17 protein-coding genes are annotated in these 19,897 nt (G+C 44.9%); 5 read left to right on the plus strand and 12 right to left on the minus strand.

Annotated elements, in window-relative coordinates:
• Positions 1-219: 219 nt before the first annotated feature.
• Positions 220-2,340 (plus strand): SDR family NAD(P)-dependent oxidoreductase, encoded by a 2,121-nt coding sequence (locus IUA53_RS09820; protein WP_196897012.1) that lies wholly within the window; start codon positions 220-222, stop codon positions 2,338-2,340.
• A gap of 75 nt (positions 2,341-2,415) precedes the next feature.
• The gene (locus IUA53_RS09825; protein WP_231401115.1) at positions 2,416-2,751 is read left to right on the plus strand and encodes a hypothetical protein; all 336 of its coding nucleotides are present in this window, start codon (positions 2,416-2,418) and stop codon (positions 2,749-2,751) included.
• Positions 2,752-2,850: 99 nt separating this feature from the next.
• Here IUA53_RS09825 and IUA53_RS09830 read toward each other — a convergent pair whose 3' ends face one another.
• From IUA53_RS09830 to IUA53_RS09885, 12 genes are all read right to left on the minus strand, one after another.
• A complete protein-coding gene (locus IUA53_RS09830) occupies positions 2,851-3,555 on the minus strand; it encodes a DUF1624 domain-containing protein (RefSeq protein ID WP_044447438.1) in 705 nt (234 codons plus the stop codon).
• A gap of 11 nt (positions 3,556-3,566) precedes the next feature.
• Positions 3,567-4,052: a nuclear transport factor 2 family protein gene (locus tag IUA53_RS09835; RefSeq protein ID WP_044447436.1), complete on the minus strand. Its 486-nt coding sequence runs from the start codon at positions 4,050-4,052 to the stop codon at positions 3,567-3,569.
• Between the two features lie 26 nt (positions 4,053-4,078).
• A complete protein-coding gene (locus IUA53_RS09840) occupies positions 4,079-4,558 on the minus strand; it encodes a YybH family protein (RefSeq protein WP_044447434.1) in 480 nt (159 codons plus the stop codon).
• 12 nt (positions 4,559-4,570) lie between these two features.
• Complete coding sequence (locus IUA53_RS09845; RefSeq protein WP_044447432.1) at positions 4,571-5,485, minus strand: copper resistance D family protein; 915 nt, start codon at positions 5,483-5,485, stop codon at positions 4,571-4,573.
• A 14-nt stretch (positions 5,486-5,499) separates the two neighbouring features.
• Positions 5,500-5,901 carry a copper resistance CopC family protein gene (locus IUA53_RS09850; RefSeq protein WP_044447430.1) on the minus strand — a complete coding sequence of 134 codons (402 nt, stop codon included), beginning with the start codon at positions 5,899-5,901 and terminating at the stop codon, positions 5,500-5,502.
• Positions 5,902-5,919: 18 nt separating this feature from the next.
• Positions 5,920-7,752: a 2Fe-2S iron-sulfur cluster-binding protein gene (locus IUA53_RS09855; RefSeq protein WP_044447428.1), complete on the minus strand. Its 1,833-nt coding sequence runs from the start codon at positions 7,750-7,752 to the stop codon at positions 5,920-5,922.
• 1 nt (position 7,753) lies between these two features.
• Positions 7,754-8,365 carry a peptidase gene (locus IUA53_RS09860; RefSeq protein WP_231401117.1) on the minus strand — a complete coding sequence of 204 codons (612 nt, stop codon included), beginning with the start codon at positions 8,363-8,365 and terminating at the stop codon, positions 7,754-7,756.
• Between the two features lie 89 nt (positions 8,366-8,454).
• Positions 8,455-11,589, minus strand: a complete 3,135-nt coding sequence (locus tag IUA53_RS09865) for an efflux RND transporter permease subunit (protein WP_196897013.1) — start codon at positions 11,587-11,589, stop codon at positions 8,455-8,457.
• Complete coding sequence (locus IUA53_RS09870) at positions 11,586-13,586, minus strand: efflux RND transporter periplasmic adaptor subunit (protein WP_196897014.1); 2,001 nt, start codon at positions 13,584-13,586, stop codon at positions 11,586-11,588. Before IUA53_RS09870 ends, IUA53_RS09865 begins: the two co-directional genes overlap by 4 nt.
• Positions 13,586-14,947: a TolC family protein gene (locus IUA53_RS09875; protein WP_123324646.1), complete on the minus strand. Its 1,362-nt coding sequence runs from the start codon at positions 14,945-14,947 to the stop codon at positions 13,586-13,588. The genes IUA53_RS09870 and IUA53_RS09875 overlap by 1 nt, the downstream gene beginning before the upstream one ends.
• Positions 14,947-15,462, minus strand: a complete 516-nt coding sequence (locus IUA53_RS09880; protein ID WP_126873371.1) for a DUF411 domain-containing protein — start codon at positions 15,460-15,462, stop codon at positions 14,947-14,949. The genes IUA53_RS09875 and IUA53_RS09880 overlap by 1 nt, the downstream gene beginning before the upstream one ends.
• A gap of 99 nt (positions 15,463-15,561) precedes the next feature.
• On the minus strand, positions 15,562-15,900 hold the full coding sequence (locus tag IUA53_RS09885; protein WP_231401119.1) for a hypothetical protein: 339 nt from the start codon (positions 15,898-15,900) through the stop codon (positions 15,562-15,564).
• Between the two features lie 247 nt (positions 15,901-16,147).
• On the opposite strand from IUA53_RS09885, the gene tnpC reads away from it, so the two are divergent.
• The 3 genes from tnpC to IUA53_RS09900 all read left to right on the plus strand — a co-directional run bounded on the left by tnpC (position 16,148) and on the right by IUA53_RS09900 (position 19,879).
• On the plus strand, positions 16,148-17,557 hold the full coding sequence (gene tnpC, locus IUA53_RS09890; protein ID WP_196899485.1) for an IS66 family transposase: 1,410 nt from the start codon (positions 16,148-16,150) through the stop codon (positions 17,555-17,557).
• Positions 17,558-17,799: 242 nt separating this feature from the next.
• Positions 17,800-18,477 (plus strand): heavy metal response regulator transcription factor, encoded by a 678-nt coding sequence (locus IUA53_RS09895; protein ID WP_196897015.1) that lies wholly within the window; start codon positions 17,800-17,802, stop codon positions 18,475-18,477.
• The gene (locus IUA53_RS09900) at positions 18,467-19,879 is read left to right on the plus strand and encodes a heavy metal sensor histidine kinase (RefSeq protein WP_196897016.1); all 1,413 of its coding nucleotides are present in this window, start codon (positions 18,467-18,469) and stop codon (positions 19,877-19,879) included. The genes IUA53_RS09895 and IUA53_RS09900 overlap by 11 nt, the downstream gene beginning before the upstream one ends.
• The last annotated feature ends 18 nt before the right edge of the window (positions 19,880-19,897 follow it).

Below are 19,897 nucleotides of genomic sequence, written 5' to 3' on the forward strand. Positions count from 1 at the left end.
TATAAATCACACGATAAATGTAATTGATTTAGATCAATCCTTCACGACAATCGGATTACAGAATCATTACATTTCCGTAATCAAATTATCGATTTATTTATCCTTGGTTCAAAATTATCTATGCTCAAGCCGCGTCAACAGGTCTCCTCATAGCTACTTTGCAGCGGCATATGCTGAATACCAGATGGAATTTTTAATTGGGTGAGCGGATAATAAGAAATGACGAAACACATAATTGCGGTAATTACCGGAGCAGGATCAGGGATTGGATTAGCATTGACTAATGAATTCTTATCAAGGGATCCGGATATGCTTGTTGTTGCACTGTGTCGTGATAGCTCAGAACTAGGAGCGTTAAATGAAAAATTTGAATCCCGGCTCGTCATAGAACACGTTGATTTTAATCACGAAGCGGCAACGATTGAAATTCAAGAATCGCTTAGCCAATACGAACAGATTGATTACTTAGTGCATTGTGCAGGTATTGTCACACCGCTTAAACCTATTCAATCAATAGGCTACAAAGAATGGCGCACGGCACAAAGAATCAACTGCGATATCCCCTTTTTGATAACACAACTGTGCCTGGATAAGTTTAAACATAGCCGCGTACTGTATTTGACAAGCGAGCAACCCGTTAGTGCAGTGAAAGGCGCATCAGCATACTGTGTGAGTAAAACGGCTTTGAATATGGTGTGTAGTTGTTTTAGACAAGAAGTTAATGAAGATGTAGCTGTTTTTGCCACCGCAGCTCCCGGAAATGTTGATACAGCGATGCAAAAAAAAATCCGGCAAGTGCCAAGCGATGTACTGCCGATGTCGGCCTTTTTAAGAGGCTTACATGAAGAGAACAAGCTACTACCGCCGCGCCTTGTTGCACAATACCTTTGGCAATTGTTAAATCGTATAGACCCAAAGACATTTAGCAGAACAAATTGGGATTTATTGCAAAGCATTGACGAAGCGCCGCTCAACCCAATTGATACCAATAAAACTATTTCAACGAAGCCAACTGAATCTGACTTACTGTCGTTGCGAAACAAGTTAAGCGGCAGTGTCTGGGACGTTGGAAGTACAGGCTATTCAGCGCGGCGTCATGTTTTTAATCGAGCCATTTCACATTTTCCATATGCGATAGTCGTGCCTGAGTCAAACGTCGATATTATTAATACAATTGACTATGCCAATCGCCTTAATTTACAAATATCAGTTAAAGGCGGCGGCCATGGGGTAACGGGTGCGGCCGTTATTGACGGTGGCATTGTCCTTGATATGTCTGCCTTTCAAAGTATAGAACTTTGCGCAGTTGGTCAGTCAGTAAGAGTGGGCGCGGGTGTGAAAAATCATAATTTGGATCTGTTCTTATCGAAATATAAGAAAGTGATCCCATTAGGCACCTGCCCGGATGTCGGTGTTGTAGGAGCAACGTTAGGCGGCGGGATCGGTTTTTTGTCACGCAAACATGGGTTAAGTTGCGACAATGTCTTGGCGTTTAATCTGATCACAGCAGATGGTCAGCAAAGAGTTATAAACACTTTGGAACACTCTGATCTTTTTTGGGCACTACGCGGCAGTGGCGGCTCTCAATTTGGCGTTATCACCCACATAACATTTAGGCTGCACCCGGCTCCAGCTTATGTTCAAGGAGGTATCATTGAATGGCCAATTCAAAAGGCAAAGCCTATTTTAAAGCAATACAGCGATGCTGTACTGCAGGGGCCGAGAACGCAATTCTTATATGCATACATCGCTCGTTCAGCGTTACAAAATGCAAAAATATCAATTATGGGGTTTAGTGAAGACCCTGACTCCAACCTAAATAACATAGCAAAATGGGAAACGGATGCCGATATCTCTGTTACGCATAAACAATACATAGAGTGCCAGTCAAATGAATATGAACAAGGGCACGCACTTTATTGGCGCAATGGGATCATTGAAGGTGAACTTACGGAACAGTTTATTGATGCGCTTTTGCAATGCTATCAGTCTTGCCCAGACAACGCAGCGGGCATTATGCTCGATCCGTTATGTGGCGCGATCCAGGATATCGAGACCCATGAAACCGCATTTATTCATCGCGATGCCTCATTTGTATGTAGCATCACGGGTGTGACTCTGCCCGATCGAGACAATACCAAGGTTATAGACTGGGTTAATCAAACCTATGAACGATTATCCCCATTTTTTAATGGCCATGCCTACCAAAATTATGACATGGGCAACGACTGTCCATTGACCAGTTATTTCGGTCACCATGTAGAGCGTTTGATTGCTTTAAAAAAGAAATACGACCCTCAACTTAGGTTTGCAGGCTCTTTGCAGCGGGAATTACAATAAACCGTTAAGCTGGTGTAATACTTACTCAAGCGCTATGGCGATCAACCGTCAGTTGCAGTAATTAGGATATATACAGTGTTTAAATGGATGTTAGTTTTTACTCTACTTCTTCCCACCATTTGCTTTGCCGATACCGATGACTATGTTCACGCAGACTTCTATCGCGGATTAGTTGGCCTTAAGAAACAGGTTGATGAGATTAATCGAGATTTACTGTTATTGGAGAATGCTACGCTTTCCAATGCAGAAGTTAATCGTCGACTTGCGCGTATTGAACAAGATATTGATGCGGTGAAAACGTTATATAATGAAGCGACACGCAATTTGGCCAACACAGTATTAACATTAACAGCCATCCTAGTTGCCGTTATTTCTGCGGTTATTGCTTGGATGAACCCACACTATTACTGATATACAAGTGCTAGAAACGCCGAGACTACTTGTAAAACAAACAACGCTCTACTTTTGTCAAAGGTCCCTTATTATCATTGTCTCATCTTCAACTTAGACTCACATAACCGAATGCGAAAGCCAATACACGCTGCCTAATGTTACAAAAAACAGAGGTTGATGTAACACATACACAGCAAGACTGTGACGTCCTAAAAACGTGATTTTAGTTGATAATTTCAGTGAAGCACAGGGATCTATACCCTTAATAAACATATGGCCAACGCCAATGCCCAGCAATACAACGCCAACCCAAGGAAATAGTGCAACATAATCGTTGGGTGATGACGGCAGCCCCAATTCCCATAAGTTAAACGGCCATTTACTTGTAACCACATTCGTTAAGAACAGTGTAATAATCCCTATCCCAATAAAACAAGCCATGACTGGATAACGTGCGAAGGGAAAGCATAGTACACTGGCCACGGCGATAAAGTGTAAAACACCAAAAAATATCCAATTACTATTGAAAAACCAATAAGTAAATAGTGATATAACGCATGCCCATACCACTATCCACATTATTCGCTTCGCAAAGGATTTCAAATCCACGCGTTGGTGATGAGCGAACACCAATGATGCACCCACACTTAAGAAAAAGAGTGATAAAATGACATACCGAAATTGTTTCCAGCCAGGACCATTTGGCACACTCCAATCTACCCAGCCAAAGAACCGCAAGTCATACGCGAAGTGAAAGATCACCATTAATACAATGGCGACCGTGCGCATGATGTCTAGGGTAACGTTGCGAGTGATGGGCATACTGACGTCGCTTAATGATGCTTGTGGGGCTTTTTATCGCGGGTAGACGAATGTGAATGTATGACTTTCCATCCATTACTCGTTCGTTTAAACAAGTACGTTTGGTAGCCCTTTTTGTCAAATGTTGAGCCAGTTTTTCTTACTTCACCAGACACATTTACGGTCGTAATCGCCCATGCCATATCGTCATCAATTGTAATATCCATATCCAATATATCGATGGTGAGGCGTTTGAGTACTTCTTTCTCTGGCTCCACATGATTTTCGACGAGATCACTTAATCCTGTGTTTTGGCCGCCTGATTCAATGTATCGAGCACCTTTATGGTCGAGATAGTGTTCATAAAAAGGCCGTCCTTGGCCCGACTCCCAACCGTTTTCAATAGCAATGATAATTTCTTCAATCGTCGCTTTGTCTTCATCTGCCTGTGATGCAAAGACGCCCAGTGTAGTTGTGCTTAACATCAGGACGAGTGAGATTCGCATAAGTAACGTCATTTAAAGTTTTCCTATAAATTAAAGTGTTAATGGGACCAATGGATATGACTTATTTTCCAATGACCATTGATAAGGTTAAGTACCAGTGTTTCATTTCCTTGCTTATCAATTTGTTTACCTTTGTATGTGCCAAGGGTGTGGCTTCTGGCAATTGAGACCGCCGTATCCCCATAAACGCGAACATGATGTTCAATTGTTGTGGTTTTGACAGCCGCAGAAAACCGCATATCAGCGTGTAAATGATGTTGTCGATATTCTTCAGCACTGCGTTCTATTCGCGATCCCTCTAAAATAATGACTTCGGATGTCAATGCACTCATGACGTCATCCGCTTGTCCATTAGATAATGCTTCGTGATAAGCGAGCACACTGCGACCCGCTGCAGTATCCAAGCCACTGAAGTGAGTTGCAGAGCGCTCTATTGATTTGAGTGGCTCATGAGCAAACGTACTAAATGAAAGCAGCGCAATAGACAAAACAATCGTTAAAACGTAATTAATTTTCATATAAATCCAAAGTTAAGATTGAGGACCAAGAACAGTAGTCAAAACAGCGGTGATCAGAAAAATGCATAGTCCAATGAGCATTTCAATTTGGATCGAACGGCGCATGTCTATCGCTGCGTTACTGTGCGTTAAAAGCTTGGGGGTTGATTTTAATTTATGCCATGCGGCAAGCAGCAGGATCGCATTGACAAAGCCCAGCTTTAACAGCAGGCTTTGTCCATAGATTTGATTGAATAAATTACCTACAGAACCAACTAGCTCCCATGCTAGCAGAGTGCCGGCAAGGAGCAGCAGGCTCACCAGTCCTATAGCAAGATGACCAAATTGCCGCATCAGAGTGTATAGCGGTGTAGGCGATAGGTGTAGGCATGCTGCTGACAACGGCCAAAGAGCGCCCATCCAGCTTAGCGCGATGATCACATGCACAGCTAATGCATAACCATATGAACGTTCCAGTTGCACGGTATGCCCGGAAAGCATGAATACATATCCAATACTCCCCCACAGAATTATTGCACCAAGAAGAGTCACGATAAATTGAGGCGTTTTTTTGCGAGCGAGTTGCCAATAAAACGATCCACAAAAAGCAATGCCGACGATGAATATGCACAGCCGACTTATTGCAATAGTCCCTAAAGTAGATTGTGCAACCATACGTCGCATGACCGCATCAAACATGCCTGTGAAACCCGTTTGAGATAGCGACCCCACTTGGAAAAAGAAATCCAACGTAGTCGCGAAAACACCAACTAAACCAAACATAGCCATATACTTAATAATATGACCTTGCAGAAGCAGACGAACTTGAGATTGTTTTTCCAGACTAAATGGCACTAAAAGAAGGATAAGAAATCCGCCTAAAAGCGCCGACAGTCCTAGATAGACAGTAAGCTTGGTGGATAGGATCAATACTTCCCAAATTGCCATTTTAATCTTCCTCTTTAATGGTCTTTGTGTTGACTATGGGCTTTTTTGTCATCTTGCATGGACTTGCTTCCGTGAACCATGAAGTCAAATGAACCGTCCATTTTGTGCCCATCCTCACCAAGTAACATCCACTGTGCGGTATAGTTACCCGGCGATAACGTCGGTAAGTCGTAATTAAAGAAAGTGCTAGACTCCATCGATGGAGAAAAATTAAAGTCGACAGGCTCGCCGTTTTGAGAATTTAACATCAATTTGGCCAAACGAACTGGCTCAGTAAAAACAACGGACAATTGTGGAGGCGATGACATTAACATCGCATTGTTTTTTGGCATGGACGTTTTCAACGATGTGTGAGCATAACTGCTTGTGCTCAAGAAAAGAGCGGTCAGTAAGAACGTTGACAATAGTGTTTTCATAAATAAACCTCGGTAGTTTTAAGTAGTAGTAAATGGTGAAAATGAATCGATTTGTATAGCATTTTCATTGACGGAGTAGCGTAATAGTAATTGGGTTACATCGTTCATCATTGCCGGAGGACCGCAGAGGAAAAACAAACATCGATGGAGGCTACGGTGCGCAGACACAAATGCATTCAACGGCGTTTGTACGCGGCCCACCTGTCCATACCAAACAGAAGACGCGTTAGACACGATAGGTTGATAGGAGAAATTGGAATGCTGTGTTTCAACCGCTTTTAACCAGCAATGATTTGCCAATTCAACAGGGTGTTTGGCGCCATAAAAGAGGGTTATAGGCAGTGTCGAATGCAAGCCAAATATTAGTTCATCGATTAGAGCTTTTAGAGGTGCTATACCCGAGCCCCCACCGACCAACACAATTTCTCGTACACCAAGGTCATCAAGTAAGTTAAATCCCCCTCGAGGCGCAACTATATCAACCACCGTGCCGATGCTTAAATTACCAAGGTGAAAAGAACCGATGCCAGGTCTTTGGTTGTTAGATTGTGCCGGTTGCATTTTTATATTGAATGTAAGCACGCCACTACCATCATTTCGGTTTGCAACTGAATAATGCCTGACAGTGTTTGGATGGGAAAATGTAGCTGATTCAAAACGCGGCCAATAAGGCTGATAGCGTCTCGGTAAGTCTTTCGGAAACGCTAAAGATTGACCTTCTTTAATCGTGAATTGAACAAAACTGCCAGGCTTAAAATCCAGTGGAACACTGCCTTGATATTTAAATCTTAATTCTTTGATAAAGGGTGTAATGAATGTGTTTGAGAGCAACTCGCATGATACTGTTTTGGGGTTTGGAGACTCTACAAGCTGAACGTTGCCTTTCAAATCAGTGTTTTGCTGACAAGCTAAACGATAACCGGACAACAACCTGTCTTGAGATAAGCGGTATCGTTCTGCAACTGAAATGGCAGCCGATGGATCAAGACGCACAATACATTGGCCGCATGTTCCCCCTCCCCCACATACTGACCCAATAGAAAGGGCGTTGTGCTGTAGACAATCCAGAAGTGATTCATTGTCCTTAGCAACGACGTTTTGGAGGTAACCTTGCTGATCTCGTACCACTAAGTCTTGCTTTCTATACCACCACCTAATGAATACTTGCTTATTTTTAACGAGGCTAACCAGCCACGTAATTCCTGAAATACTCATCAGCACAGTCAGTAACGCGAGAGCCTTGATCCACCAGTGATTAAATGAGCCGGTGTTCTGATAATCCATAAAGTGCAATAGCATCAACAAGTTTGTCCATTCCCTGTTGCTATCGACGACGCCGGCCAATTCCCCTGTCGATGCTCGGACATAAATGTGTGTCGTTTCTCTGTCTGATAAACGTACATGCCAAACCGATTGTTGCTCTTTGGGTAGATGCTCTATCGGCGGATCAACACGGCGCAAATCTTGAATAGGCGAAGTTAACCGGAACTGATTGTTGACCAGATCACGGATATCGTTCGCTGTTAGTTCTATTTTATTTCCCTTTATCGCGTCTATTAACTCATACTCTCTTTCATGGGCATGTCTAGCATAGTGCGTCATAACCTTATAGGTCGGGTTTCCCAACAAGCTAAGCAGCTCAATAGAGAGCGCATTGGGTGAGCGTATAAGGACATTCTCAACGGATATTAGGTTTGGCGTTAATACACTTCCTGCAATAGCGTCACTTGCGATTCTGGAGAGGGGTTTACTGTGCTCAGCCTGTCCGAGTAAAAAACCCGTAGCGAGCCAAACCATTAATTGTGAAAACACAATTAATGCAAGGTATTTGTGAATGATCCGCCAGAACATTTCAGTCAGCTGCCTTTCGCGATGACGAAAAGGAATAAGGCAGCAATAGCAAGCCTGCTAATGCGGCCAACAGCCCTATGATAGTCATGCTCACTAATAGTGTATTACTAACGTCTTCACCGTCTTGGTAATCCATAATATGGAGGCGCCATAACCAATCAAATACTTGCCAAGGGGCATGTCGAATATATTCAACCGTACCTGTGTCTTGACTGACGTAAAATGTTGGCGCAAGTGCGCCTTTAAATTCAACTCGCCATAATGGACGTCCTCGTTGCCCAACCGCACTATCCTCTTCGTTTTCACCCAGCAAGGTCACATTGTCGACCTCATACGACCGACTTGACCTAGACATTGCGATGGCGGCGGCTTGTTTGTCTGACAACGGTTGGATGATGTCTCCAGATAAGCCGCTGATCAGGTGCGTCTTACTGGTGAGGGTTAATCGGTAAACCGGCATCTCCCCCACACTGCCCAAAACGATTGACTTAGCATCAGGGTAGCGAGCGACTATCTCATCAAAGCCAACGTTTACCGTTGACAATGATGAAAGCGCGGGCGAGCTTTTCATGAAATGATCGCCATGAATATAGTGGATATCAAACCAGACCATGTAGAGTCCACTCACTGACCAGAGGAGCATCTGCACACCGACAATCAACAGTAGGTATCGGTGTAACCGACGAGCAAGGCGACGCATAACTACCAATTACTCATCGTTTTGAGCTGCTGTTTTCGCCATATTAAATAAATGGCTGGTAAAATAAGTAGCGTCAATAAAATCGCACTGACCATCCCGCCCACCATGGGCGCAGCGATACGACTCATCACTTCAGACCCCGTACCTGAGCCATAAAGTACCGGTAATAGTCCGAATATAATGGTTGCGGTCGTCATCATGACTGGCCGGACACGCAAACCCGCGCCATGCAATACGGCTTCGGTTAGCATTCCTACGGTGGGTTTGATACCGTCCATTTTGCATTTGTCGATTAACGCCTGGTACTCATGATTCAAGTACACCAGCATAATGACGCCAATCTCGACAGCGACCCCGGCCAATGCAATGAAGCCAACGCCCACTGCCACTGAAAAGTTAAACCCCTCTAAGTACATAAGCCAAATACTACCGACCATCGATAAAGGCAACGTTCCCATGATGATCGCTACTTCAATAAAATTGCGGAAGTTGAGGTATAACAAGATCACGATAATGGCTAAAGTCAATGGCACTACATAGGTTAATTTTTCTTTTGCCCGCAACATATATTCATATTGTCCCGACCACGTTATGGAGTATCCTGCAGGCAATACCAGCTCCTCACTGACGACCTGCTGCGCTGCGACGACATAAGAGCCAATGTCTACACCATCAATATCCACATACACCCAGCCATTAAGGCGTGCATTTTCACTTTTAATGCCTGGGGGACCATCTTCAATATACACATCCGCGACATCAGCCAACGCAATGCGTTTGCCTTGTGGTGTGACAATAGGCAACAATGACAATGATTCAGGTGATGAGCGATATGATTGTGGATATCGAATATTCACTGGGTAGCGCTCTAATCCTTCGACGCTTTGTGTAACATTCATTCCTCCAATCGCACTAGAAACAACTTGTTGAACGTCTGCTATGTTAAGACCATAGCGAGCGGCCCGTTCACGTTGGATATCGACTTTGACATAACGCCCGCCGGCAACGCGCTCTGAATAAACGGATGCAGTGCCCTCAACATCTGAAAGTATCGTTTCAATTTGTTGACCAATCTTTTGAATTTCCATAAGATCTGGACCTCCAATCTTGATGCCCACGGGGGTCTTAATACCGGTAGCCAACATATCAATCCGCGTTTTAATTGGCATAACCCATGCGTTCGTTAACCCCGGCAAATTAACCACAGCATCAAATTCTTTGATCAGATCCTGGGTCGTCATGCCTTCACGCCATTGATCTTGAGGTTTTAATTGTATAAACGTTTCTATCATTGTTAATGGCGCAGGATCGGTTGCCGTATCGGCTCGGCCGACCTTGCCAAACACCGTTTCGACCTCAGGAACGGTCTTGATCAGTTTATTGGTTTGTTGCAATAACTCGCGTGCTTTACCTATCGAAATACCGGCATAAGTCGTCGGCATATACATTAAGTCACCTTCATCAAGCGGCGGGATAAATTCGCTACCGATCTTATCAATTGGCCAAAGCCCAATTCCCAGTACTATAACGGCGACCAGCATGGTCAACTTGGGAAAACGTAATACCGTTTTCAGTGTTGGCATGTATAAAAACGTCAAGAACCGATTTACAGGATTCTTATGCTCCGCAAGTACTTTACCGCGCACAAAGTACCCCATCAAAACTGGCACCAAGGTGATAGCAAGAGCTGCGGAAGCGGCCATCGCATATGTTTTGGTGAATGCAAGCGGCGAGAACATCCTGCCCTCTTGCGCTTCTAGTGTAAACACTGGTACGAAACTAACGGTGATGATCAACAAACTGAAAAACAGCGCAGGTCCGACTTCAGACGCTGAATCCATGACGACCTGCCATCGATTTTCTTTCGTCAGGGGGGTTCGCTCCATATGCTTATGCATATTTTCGATCATGACAATGGCCCCATCGCTCATTGCACCAATAGCAATAGCGATCCCCCCCAAGGACATGATGTTCGCATTGATACCTTGCATATACATCACGATGATTGCCGTGATGATTCCGACAGGAATACTTATAATTGCGACCAACGAAGAGCGTACATGAAATAAGAACGCGATACACACTAGGGCAACGACGATAAACTCTTCTACCAGTTTAGAGGCCAAGTTATCTACCGCCCGTTCAATCAAAGCTGAGCGATCGTAAACCGTGACGATTTCGACGCCATCCGGCAATCCTTTTTTAAGATCGTCGAGTTTAGCTTTGACTCCGTTAATGGTTGTTTGAGCATTTTCTCCAAATCGCATAACAACGATGCCGCCTACGGTTTCTCCTTCGCCATTCAGCTCAGCGATACCCCTGCGCATTTGGGGACCTAATTGCACATCCGCGATATCCCTAACCAACAGCGGCGTACCATTTTCATTCACGCCGAGAGGGATCGTTTCGATATCTTGTTTGCTTGAAATATACCCTGTCGCCCTGACCATATATTCAGCCTCAGCCATTTCAATAACAGATGCGCCAACTTCTTTGTTGCCTCTTTTGATGGCCGTTTGAATATGCGATAGCGGGATCCCATAAGCCCGCAGTTTTTCAGGATCAACTTTAACTTGATATTGCTTTACCATACCGCCTAACGCAGAAACCTCAGAGACACCGGGAACGGTTTGCAGTTCGTACTTGAGAAACCAATCCTGCAGACTACGTAGTTGTGATATGTCGTTTTTGCCTGTGCGGTCAACCAATGCATACAAGTAAACCCAACCCACACCCGTTGCATCTGGGCCTAATTGTGGCCGAGCATTTTCAGGCAAATTGGGAGCAACTTGAGACAGGTATTCTAATACGCGGCTTCGGGCCCAATAGAGATCCGTGCTGTCATCAAAAATGATGTAGACATATGAGTCGCCAAAGAAAGAATAACCCCTGACTGTTTTAGCGCCTGGTACCGACAACATCGCTGTTGTAAGCGGATAAGTCACCTGATCTTCAACCACCTGAGGTGCTTGTCCAGGGTAACTCGTCTTAATGATGACCTGGACATCAGATAGGTCGGGCAATGCATCAATTGGTGTATTCTTTATCGTGAATAAACCACCGCCGATAATAATTAAGGTCGTCAGTAATACGAAGAAGCGGTTGGAAACTGACCATCGAATAATAGCAGCGATCATTCGTGTGCTCCTCCATGGTTGCTATGATCCATCGAAGCATCTTGGCTTTCAGACTGAATGCTCAGGATCCTAAAGTTGCCGTCAGTGATCTCAAACGTAAATGTAATGTCAGCACCGACCGTAAATTGGCTGATATCGATAGCGTCGCTCACGGTAAAGTCAAGAGTTGCCGCAGGCCTATCCCACTTTGGGATCGCTTCACGTGAAATATTGACTACACGAGACTGCGTATTGATGGCATTAATGGTGCCTGTCACCACTGCGCTTTGCGCTGAACTTGGTTCTGCTGATTTTACATGGATGGTTGTTACCAGATAGTCGCTATCACCGGTTTTGGTGATTTCAATATGCAAATCCATACCAGCTTCCAACTGTGATAAATCGATAGTGTCAGCAACAAAGAAATCCATTGTCATCGCGGGCCAATCCCACGCTTCAATTGCTCCGTGGTCAAGATTTAGCATTTTGTGTGAGGACATAACTGAATTAATCGTTGCTTCAGTCCATATAGTGCGTCCATTTATAGTCTGTGTATCAGCATTGTCGTCAATGATATGCACCGTCGTTACCACATACTGACCATCGTTTTCTTTACTAATTTCAATATGCGCCCCCATACCTTGCCGCAAACTCGTTAGGTCTACGTGGTTGGCGACAGTAAAATCCATTGTCATTTCTGGCCAATCCCATTCACTGATGGCGCCATGGTTCACTGTTATCATGTTATGTGAGGGCATAACATCGGTGATGGTGGCTTCGGTAAAAACCGACGACGGGAGTGCACCAGGTGCTTCCATCCGTTTAAAATCTGAACTGATACTGCTTTCTGAATCGAGTAAAAAGTGTGCCGAGGTGACAATCTGATCCCCGTCGATGAGACCTGTAGTAATCTCAGTGTAGTCCTCTACCACTCGACCTACATCTACGGCAATGGACTTGAATTGCCCGTCACCCAACGCCAAGACAACACGATCTTGCGTGCCGGTTCTGATAACCGCTTCTGATGGCACAAGAACGTTGTCTGAGTCAAAGTCTGAATGTATTGTGATCTGGGCAAACATGTTCGGCTTAAGCGCGTAATCGGCATTTTTAAAGCGTAACCGAACCCGTAGCGTTCGAGTGCTCTGTTCAAGTGTGGGGTAGACGTAATCAACCTCACCCTCCCATGTTTTGCCGGGTAAAAAATCTAACGTCATTGTGACGGGAAGTCCAACAGTGACTTGCGCGGATTGCCGTTCAAAGATTTCAGCATCAACCCACACCTCATCCAACGCACCAATGGATAGGAGGGTATTGCCTGGCTTGATAAAGAATCCTTCGCGGATATTTAAATTGTCAACAAACCCGGTTTGCGGTGCCGAAAAAGTGATCGTTTGACGAACTTTTTTGCTCGATATTAAGGACTGAATCTCTTCATTTGGCATTTGCAACGCATCTAACCGCGACCGAGCAGCATTGATCAAATCGTCGCTCCCGCGGCGCATCGCGATCAGCAGCTCTTCTTGCGCATTAACCAATTCTGGGGAATAGAGCGAATACAATGGTTCGCCTTTTTTGACATACTCTCCCGAGGCTTTCACATGCAGTGTATCTACCCAACCTTCAACGCGTGGGTGGATATGTATCAAAGTGTCTTCATTGTATTGCACATAGCCAACCGTACGAATAGGGACATGCAGCGAGCGGCGTTGAACCGATGCTGTTCTTACCCCTAAATTATTAACTACATTGGGTGATATGCTAATGGTTCCCGGACCTTCATTACCTCCGGTGCTCTCCTCATAAACGGGGACGAGATCCATTCCCATCGGAGATTTACCCGGTTCATCACGACGGTAATTGGGATCCATCGGTGCCACCCAATAGAGTGGCTGGGGTTCTGTGCTTTGCCCTGCTGCGTTAGATGGTGCATCAGAAGGAAGTAGGGATGTATATGCTAACGCAGTCATTGCACCGCCGATAACACATCCTAAAATAATGGCTTTCGTGTTATTCATTATTGTTCTCCGAATTGAGTCTTGGAAATACCTGCGGTGGTATTGAAATAATAATTAAGTCGAATGTTTGTTCTGACGAGATCCACATCGATATCCAATGCATCAATACGCGCATTCAAATCCGCGATACGCGCGCGAGCAACTTCGGCGAAATCGCCGTCATCATTGGTGTAGGCATTCAAGGACGCATCTGCTTGTTCTTGCATTTGTGCTAATAACTCGTCGTTGTATAACGATTGCCTGTCAGTTAAACGTTCTCGCTCAGCGTATAACGACTGGATGGCAGACATCATTTCGCGCAGTGCGAGTAACTTGTCAGTCTTTATGGCTTCTGATTGATTTACGGCTGCAGAGACTTCTTTGTCTTGACGGTTTTCAGTAAAAATAGGTAAATCAAAACTAACACCGACTGACAAAAAATCAGCTCGACTTGCACCTGCCGGGGTATCATCGCGAAAAGCGTAACTGGCATTTACGCCCCATTGGGGTTTGTATTTTTCTTTAGCTAACTCAACCCCGGTTTGACTCGCTCTGATACGTTGATTAATGGATAAAATATAAGGGTGATCTGCGAGTAATTCCGCGAGCTGTTGTTGGTTTTTCCTTTTTACCATTAACAACGTGTTGTCAGTGATTTTTGCAATGGCAGGTAATGTATTAGGCAACTGCAACGCGCTAAATGCATCAAAGCCAAGTTGGCGTGCAGACTGCTGGTTTTTTAGGATCCATTCCAATAACTTACCTGTGGCGCGTTCTTCCAGTGCTTGTAGTTTTGTTAATCTGTCTTCTAACCGCGTCAATTCTAACTTTGCCCTAATGATGTCTTGCTGTCGCACGCGTCCAAGGGCGGTCGCATAATTCGCTTTGGCAATGTCACTGAGTTGCTCAAACAATGCCCTATCTTGATGGATTAGCTTAATACTCTGCTGCGCGCGATAAATTTCAAGCCAAATATCAGAGACCTGCACACGTGTGCGGGCGATGCGATCAGCACGCATTAATGGGTGCTCGGCGGCTTGCTCTCTTAATTGACGAGAACGAATATCTAACGAATCCCCTCTGGGGAACATCTGCGAAACCCCTGCCTTAAGTTGCGTCATGGGTTCTTGATCGAATGCGAATCCATCTGTTGGTAAGTTCGCCAAACCAATATTAACTACCGGGTCCGGCAAACTAGCGGCTGCCACGCTACTTGAAACAATGGCTTGCTCGCGATACTCACTGCCTACAAGCCAAGGGTCGTTGTTAATCGCGATTTCAACAGCCTGCTCCAATGTCAATACCGACTTGGTTTGACTTTGGGCGAGCCCAGTATTCAAAAGCGTCATTAGTACAATGACATGAAATGAAAAGCGTCTCATTAGAATTGCTCCTCATAGGTATTAACTTCGGCATAAGTGGTTGCGCTGCCATCGTCATTGAGTTGCAGAATAAGATAAGGACGAAATTGATCACCGACTTCCATACCAGGTGAGCCAATTGGCATAGCCGGCACACTGAGTCCGATGGCGCCTTCAGGTATATTGTCTAAAAATTGCTGAATGAATTTTGCTGGAATGTGACCTTCAAAAACAAAACCGCCTGGGGACAATGCCGTATGGCACGAACGGTAATTAGGCGCAATACCATATTTGTCTTTAATTCGAGACATTAACGTAACATTGGATACGTCTGCGTCGAACCCGTGCTCTTCAATATGGTTCACCCACTTTTGGCAACACTTACAAGAACGGCTTTTGTAGACTGTTAAGGATGTTATCGGGGATTCAGTCACTGCCTCTGAATCGTTATTAATCTGTGTTGCGTCGGTACATGCTGATAAAAACAGTGCAAACACCAAGGCTATCCACATCGAGCGATGCGTAATAATTGACATAATTACTTTCTCATTTCTATTGTTTAAATAAATGGCTTGCTACGAACATTCGACTAACAAGCGATATCATTGCCCGGATTCTAGACGGACTTATCCTGCTTAAATGAGAGAGTGTTTCGGAGGGCGCTGCAATCCACCTAAAAAGATTTGGTTTAGGTTTGGGTTAAGAGACTGAATACTCAGCGACACGCCATCGGGTGACGAATGAGCTTGACTAGAGAGAAGACCAATATGAAACATCGCCATTGGACAACAGCAATCTTGCTGACAACAATCATTCATATCATCGCTTTGTGAGTGTTTCATCATGTCATGAGCGCTTTGCATATCGTGAGATCCGAGATCCATCACCGCTGCCATTTCGTCACTGCATGGCATTTGCGCGAATACAAATGACTCACTCATTTGCACACTGAGCAATGCAATAACAATAAACATTTTAATGAAAGCGCTTTTCAAGTTCTCGTCATTCCATAGTTTTTGACAGACAGCAGTCGATGACAGCTTAATCACTGAATGAGATGTTAGCACCCTCGCCTGACAACCAGATTACCGGCACATTACAATTCGGTAATATAAACAATTGTAACCGTTCAGCAGGGCCCTATTGACAGCTAAATATATTTATTTTCAGTGATCTCTTGGATCCTATTGATTGATCCCCCCAGTCTGTCAAAGTGACTTCATGCCACGTAAAAAACAGCTATCAAAGCCGCCCGCAGTCGATAACTTAGATGATGCAAAATTGGTTATTCAAGCACTCTGGGACAGGCTAAATGACCTCGAAGACCGACTGAATCAAAACAGTCGTAACTCGTCGCGTCCGCCATCGTCTAATGGGCCGGGGGCGTCCTCTTCTGCGCCAGCTAAAAAGCCGACAGGCCGTAAGCGTGGTGCGCAATCCGGTCATAAAGGTAGCAAGCGGATGTTAGCCGAGAGCGTTGATGAAACCCTGACGTACTATCCCGATGATACGTGTGATTGCGGTGGTACTATTACTATCAGTGATTCACCGTATCGCCGCCATCAGGTTTTTGATATTCCTTCTCAGGCTTTCTCTGTGGTTGAACATCAGTTACATCAGGGTCAGTGTTGTCAGTGCAGCAAAACGGTAAAAGCAACGCTACCTGACAACGTGAATCAGGGACAGATGGGCAATAACCTGCTGGCATGTGTGGCAATGCAGTCCGGTCAGTTTCACCAGAGTATCAGTAAAATCCAGCAACAGCTCGAACAGAACTTCGGCTTATCGTTCAGTCGCGGTGCTATCTCTGAAGCGCAGGGCCGGGTTAGTTCAGTACTGACGCCAGCGTATCAGGATATCAAAGAGATGATGCGCACTGAGGCGGTGGTACACTGCGATGAAACCCGTCATCAGCGTGGCAACGAAAACCGTTGGATGTGGCAGGTCTGCACAGCAGAGTTATCATGCTTCATGACCCACTTCTCACGCGGCGCCTGGGCGGCAAAGAAATTACTGGGTGATAATCCAGAAAACATTGTAGTTACCGACCAGTATGCCGGTTATCATTACATTGATACTGACCACCGACAATTGTGCTGGGCGCATATCTTAAGAAACATGAATGCGCTGGCGGAAAGCTGGGGAACGAACAAGACTTATGGAACGACGTTAGTCAGGCTCATTCGCATACTGTTCCAGCTGCAACACCGGTATGAGAGTAACGAACTAAGTGAAAAGCGATACCGGGACCGAATGGAAAAACTGCGTATCGCCTGGCGAGAACAACTTGAACTGGCATCAAGGCGTTGTGTTACTCCCCGCTATCAGAACCGGTGTAAGCTGCTGCTAAAACACGATGATATGTGCTGGGTGTTCCTCAGTCACGATGGCGTCCTCCTCATTAACAATGAAGCAGAGCGTTCATTGCGAAGCTATGTGCTGTGGCGAAAAGGCAGCTATGGCGTGTGTTCTCACCGAGGGGAACTGTTCAGACAACGTATACTCACCATTGTAGAAACCTGCCGGAAACAAAAGCTGAATCCACTTAATTGGCTCCGCGCCATTCTCGAAGCGACGTTAAACAAAACGTCCTATCCTCTACTCGGCGACTTCAAAGCAGCCTGTCAATAGGGCCCTGCTGAACGGTTACAACAATTAGACCGATTATAATGGATTAAAAGCAAGGATTTCGTTGCATAATCAGCTACCTAAGGACTAACATATTTAGTGCACTCAACATTAAAGTATCTGGACGTCGGCGAAATTACGAAGCGATCTATATAGTATGATAGTAGGTGTTTCGTTTCACGGTTTCGTTACGTACATTAATATTGTAAGCGGGCTTATCATAAGTAACACGGGCGGAACATCGCATGAAAATATTAGTCGTTGAAGACGAAACAAAAACTGGAGACTACATCAAACAAGGCCTTGCCGAATCGGGCTTTGTTGTTGAGTTAGTTCGGACCGGCCTCGATGGCCATCACAAAGCCATGCTCGGTGAATATGAGTTGATCATCTTAGACGTCATGCTGCCTGATATCGATGGTTGGAAAATATTGTCATCGTTACGAGAGTCTAACAATCATACACCGGTTCTTTTTCTTACTGCTCGTGATCATGTGAATGACCGTGTTAAAGGTTTAGAGCTCGGCGCAGATGATTACTTAGTGAAGCCGTTTGCATTTGCTGAGCTGCTAGCGCGTGTGCGTACGTTGATCCGCCGCGGCACGTCCGTGCCCAATAATATTTTACACATAGCTGATTTGGAGCTCGACATTCCTTCGCGTATTGCCACGCGAAGTGGGCGCAAAATAAACCTGACAACTAAAGAGTTCACCTTATTAGAATTAATGGTGAGACGCCAAGGCGAGGTATTGCCGCGTTCTCTTATTGCTTCGCAAGTATGGGATATGAATTTTGATAGCGATACCAATGTGATTGATGTCGCCATTCGCCGTCTTCGAGCAAAAATCGATGATGACTTCTCACTAAAGCTCATTCAGACTGTGCGAGGGATGGGATATAAAATGTGCAGTAATGAATCTTAAGGATCTATCAAAGCGACCAAGCTCTCTCGCCTTTCGGGTCACTACACTTGTTGGGCTCACTATCTTTGTGTGCCTAACGTTTATAAGTCTTATGGTGCAGCAATCGATTGCTCAGCATTTTGAAGAGCAGGATGCAGATGAGCTGAATGAGGTGTTTCTAGCCGTGAAACGCAAGCTTAATACAGCGTATAATGAAGGGGTCGCACCGTCTAGCATATTATTCCAAGCTGTCTCTGGGCATCACGGTGTCTATTATTTAGTTAAAAATAAAGACAACAAAGTTATTTTTAGCAGTGAGAGCGCGGTGCTAGAAAAATACCCTGGGGATACGTATGAACTAGAACAAATAACGCCATCCATGTTAAGCCTCTTTTTCGACGGCGAACATATGTTACGGGCAACGGAAATAACCGTGCGTATTGAAGACGGCAACAGCCAAACACATTATCAAGTCATCGTTGCCTCGAACATGGAATTTCATATGAACTATATGGAAGACTTCGAGACAACATTGTGGGGGATCATTGTATTGTCTGGGGCTATTACGATCTTAGCCGCGCGGTTTGCTGTTTATCGTGGTCACTCCCCCTTACGACGTCTCAGTCGCAAAATCGGTTCCATCACCGCGGATAAATTGGATATCAGGTTGGAACCCACCGAAGTCCCAGTGGAGCTTGCTAATCTGGTGGAGTCCTTTAATGCGATGATTGAGAGACTTGAAAGCGGGTTTGAGCAGCTGTCCCATTTTTCCACTGACATAGCTCATGAACTAAGAACGCCTATCACCAACCTGACTACACAGACCCAAGTCATACTCAATCAACCACGATCGACGAATGAATATACTGACATCTTATATTCTAACTTAGAAGAGTACGAGCGAATGTCGAAAATGGTCAGTGACATGTTGTTACTAGCACAAACGGAGCATGGCTTGATCAAACCCAACGCTGAGCGGATAGACTGTCAGAAAGAAATCGGTGAATTAATCGAATACTTTGAGCTCTTGGCCGAAGAGAAGCACATCAGCATTCAACTTATTGGTCACAAAATAACGTTAATGTGCGACAAATCGATGTTTCGACAAGCACTGAGCAACTTGTTATCTAATGCCATTCGGTACACTCCCGATAATGCAGAAGTAACCGTATCTACTCAAATACAGGATAACGAAGCATTGATATCGATTTCAAACCCAGGTAATAAGATCCCTGACATTCAACTTTCTCGCCTTTTCGATCGTTTCTACCGCGCGGATCCATCTCGAAAACGTGACGGGCAAGGCGCTGGATTAGGATTAACCATTGCGAGATCTGTTCTTGAAGTTAACGGTGCACATATACAAGTGGGATCAGATGAGCAGGCAACCACGTTCACGGTCATCTTTCCATTGCGTAGCTGACGCCTCGAACACACGCAA

This window comes from Alteromonas sp. B31-7 (genome assembly GCF_015767655.1).
In the GTDB taxonomy this organism is placed as follows: Bacteria; Pseudomonadota; Gammaproteobacteria; order Enterobacterales; family Alteromonadaceae; genus Alteromonas; species Alteromonas australica.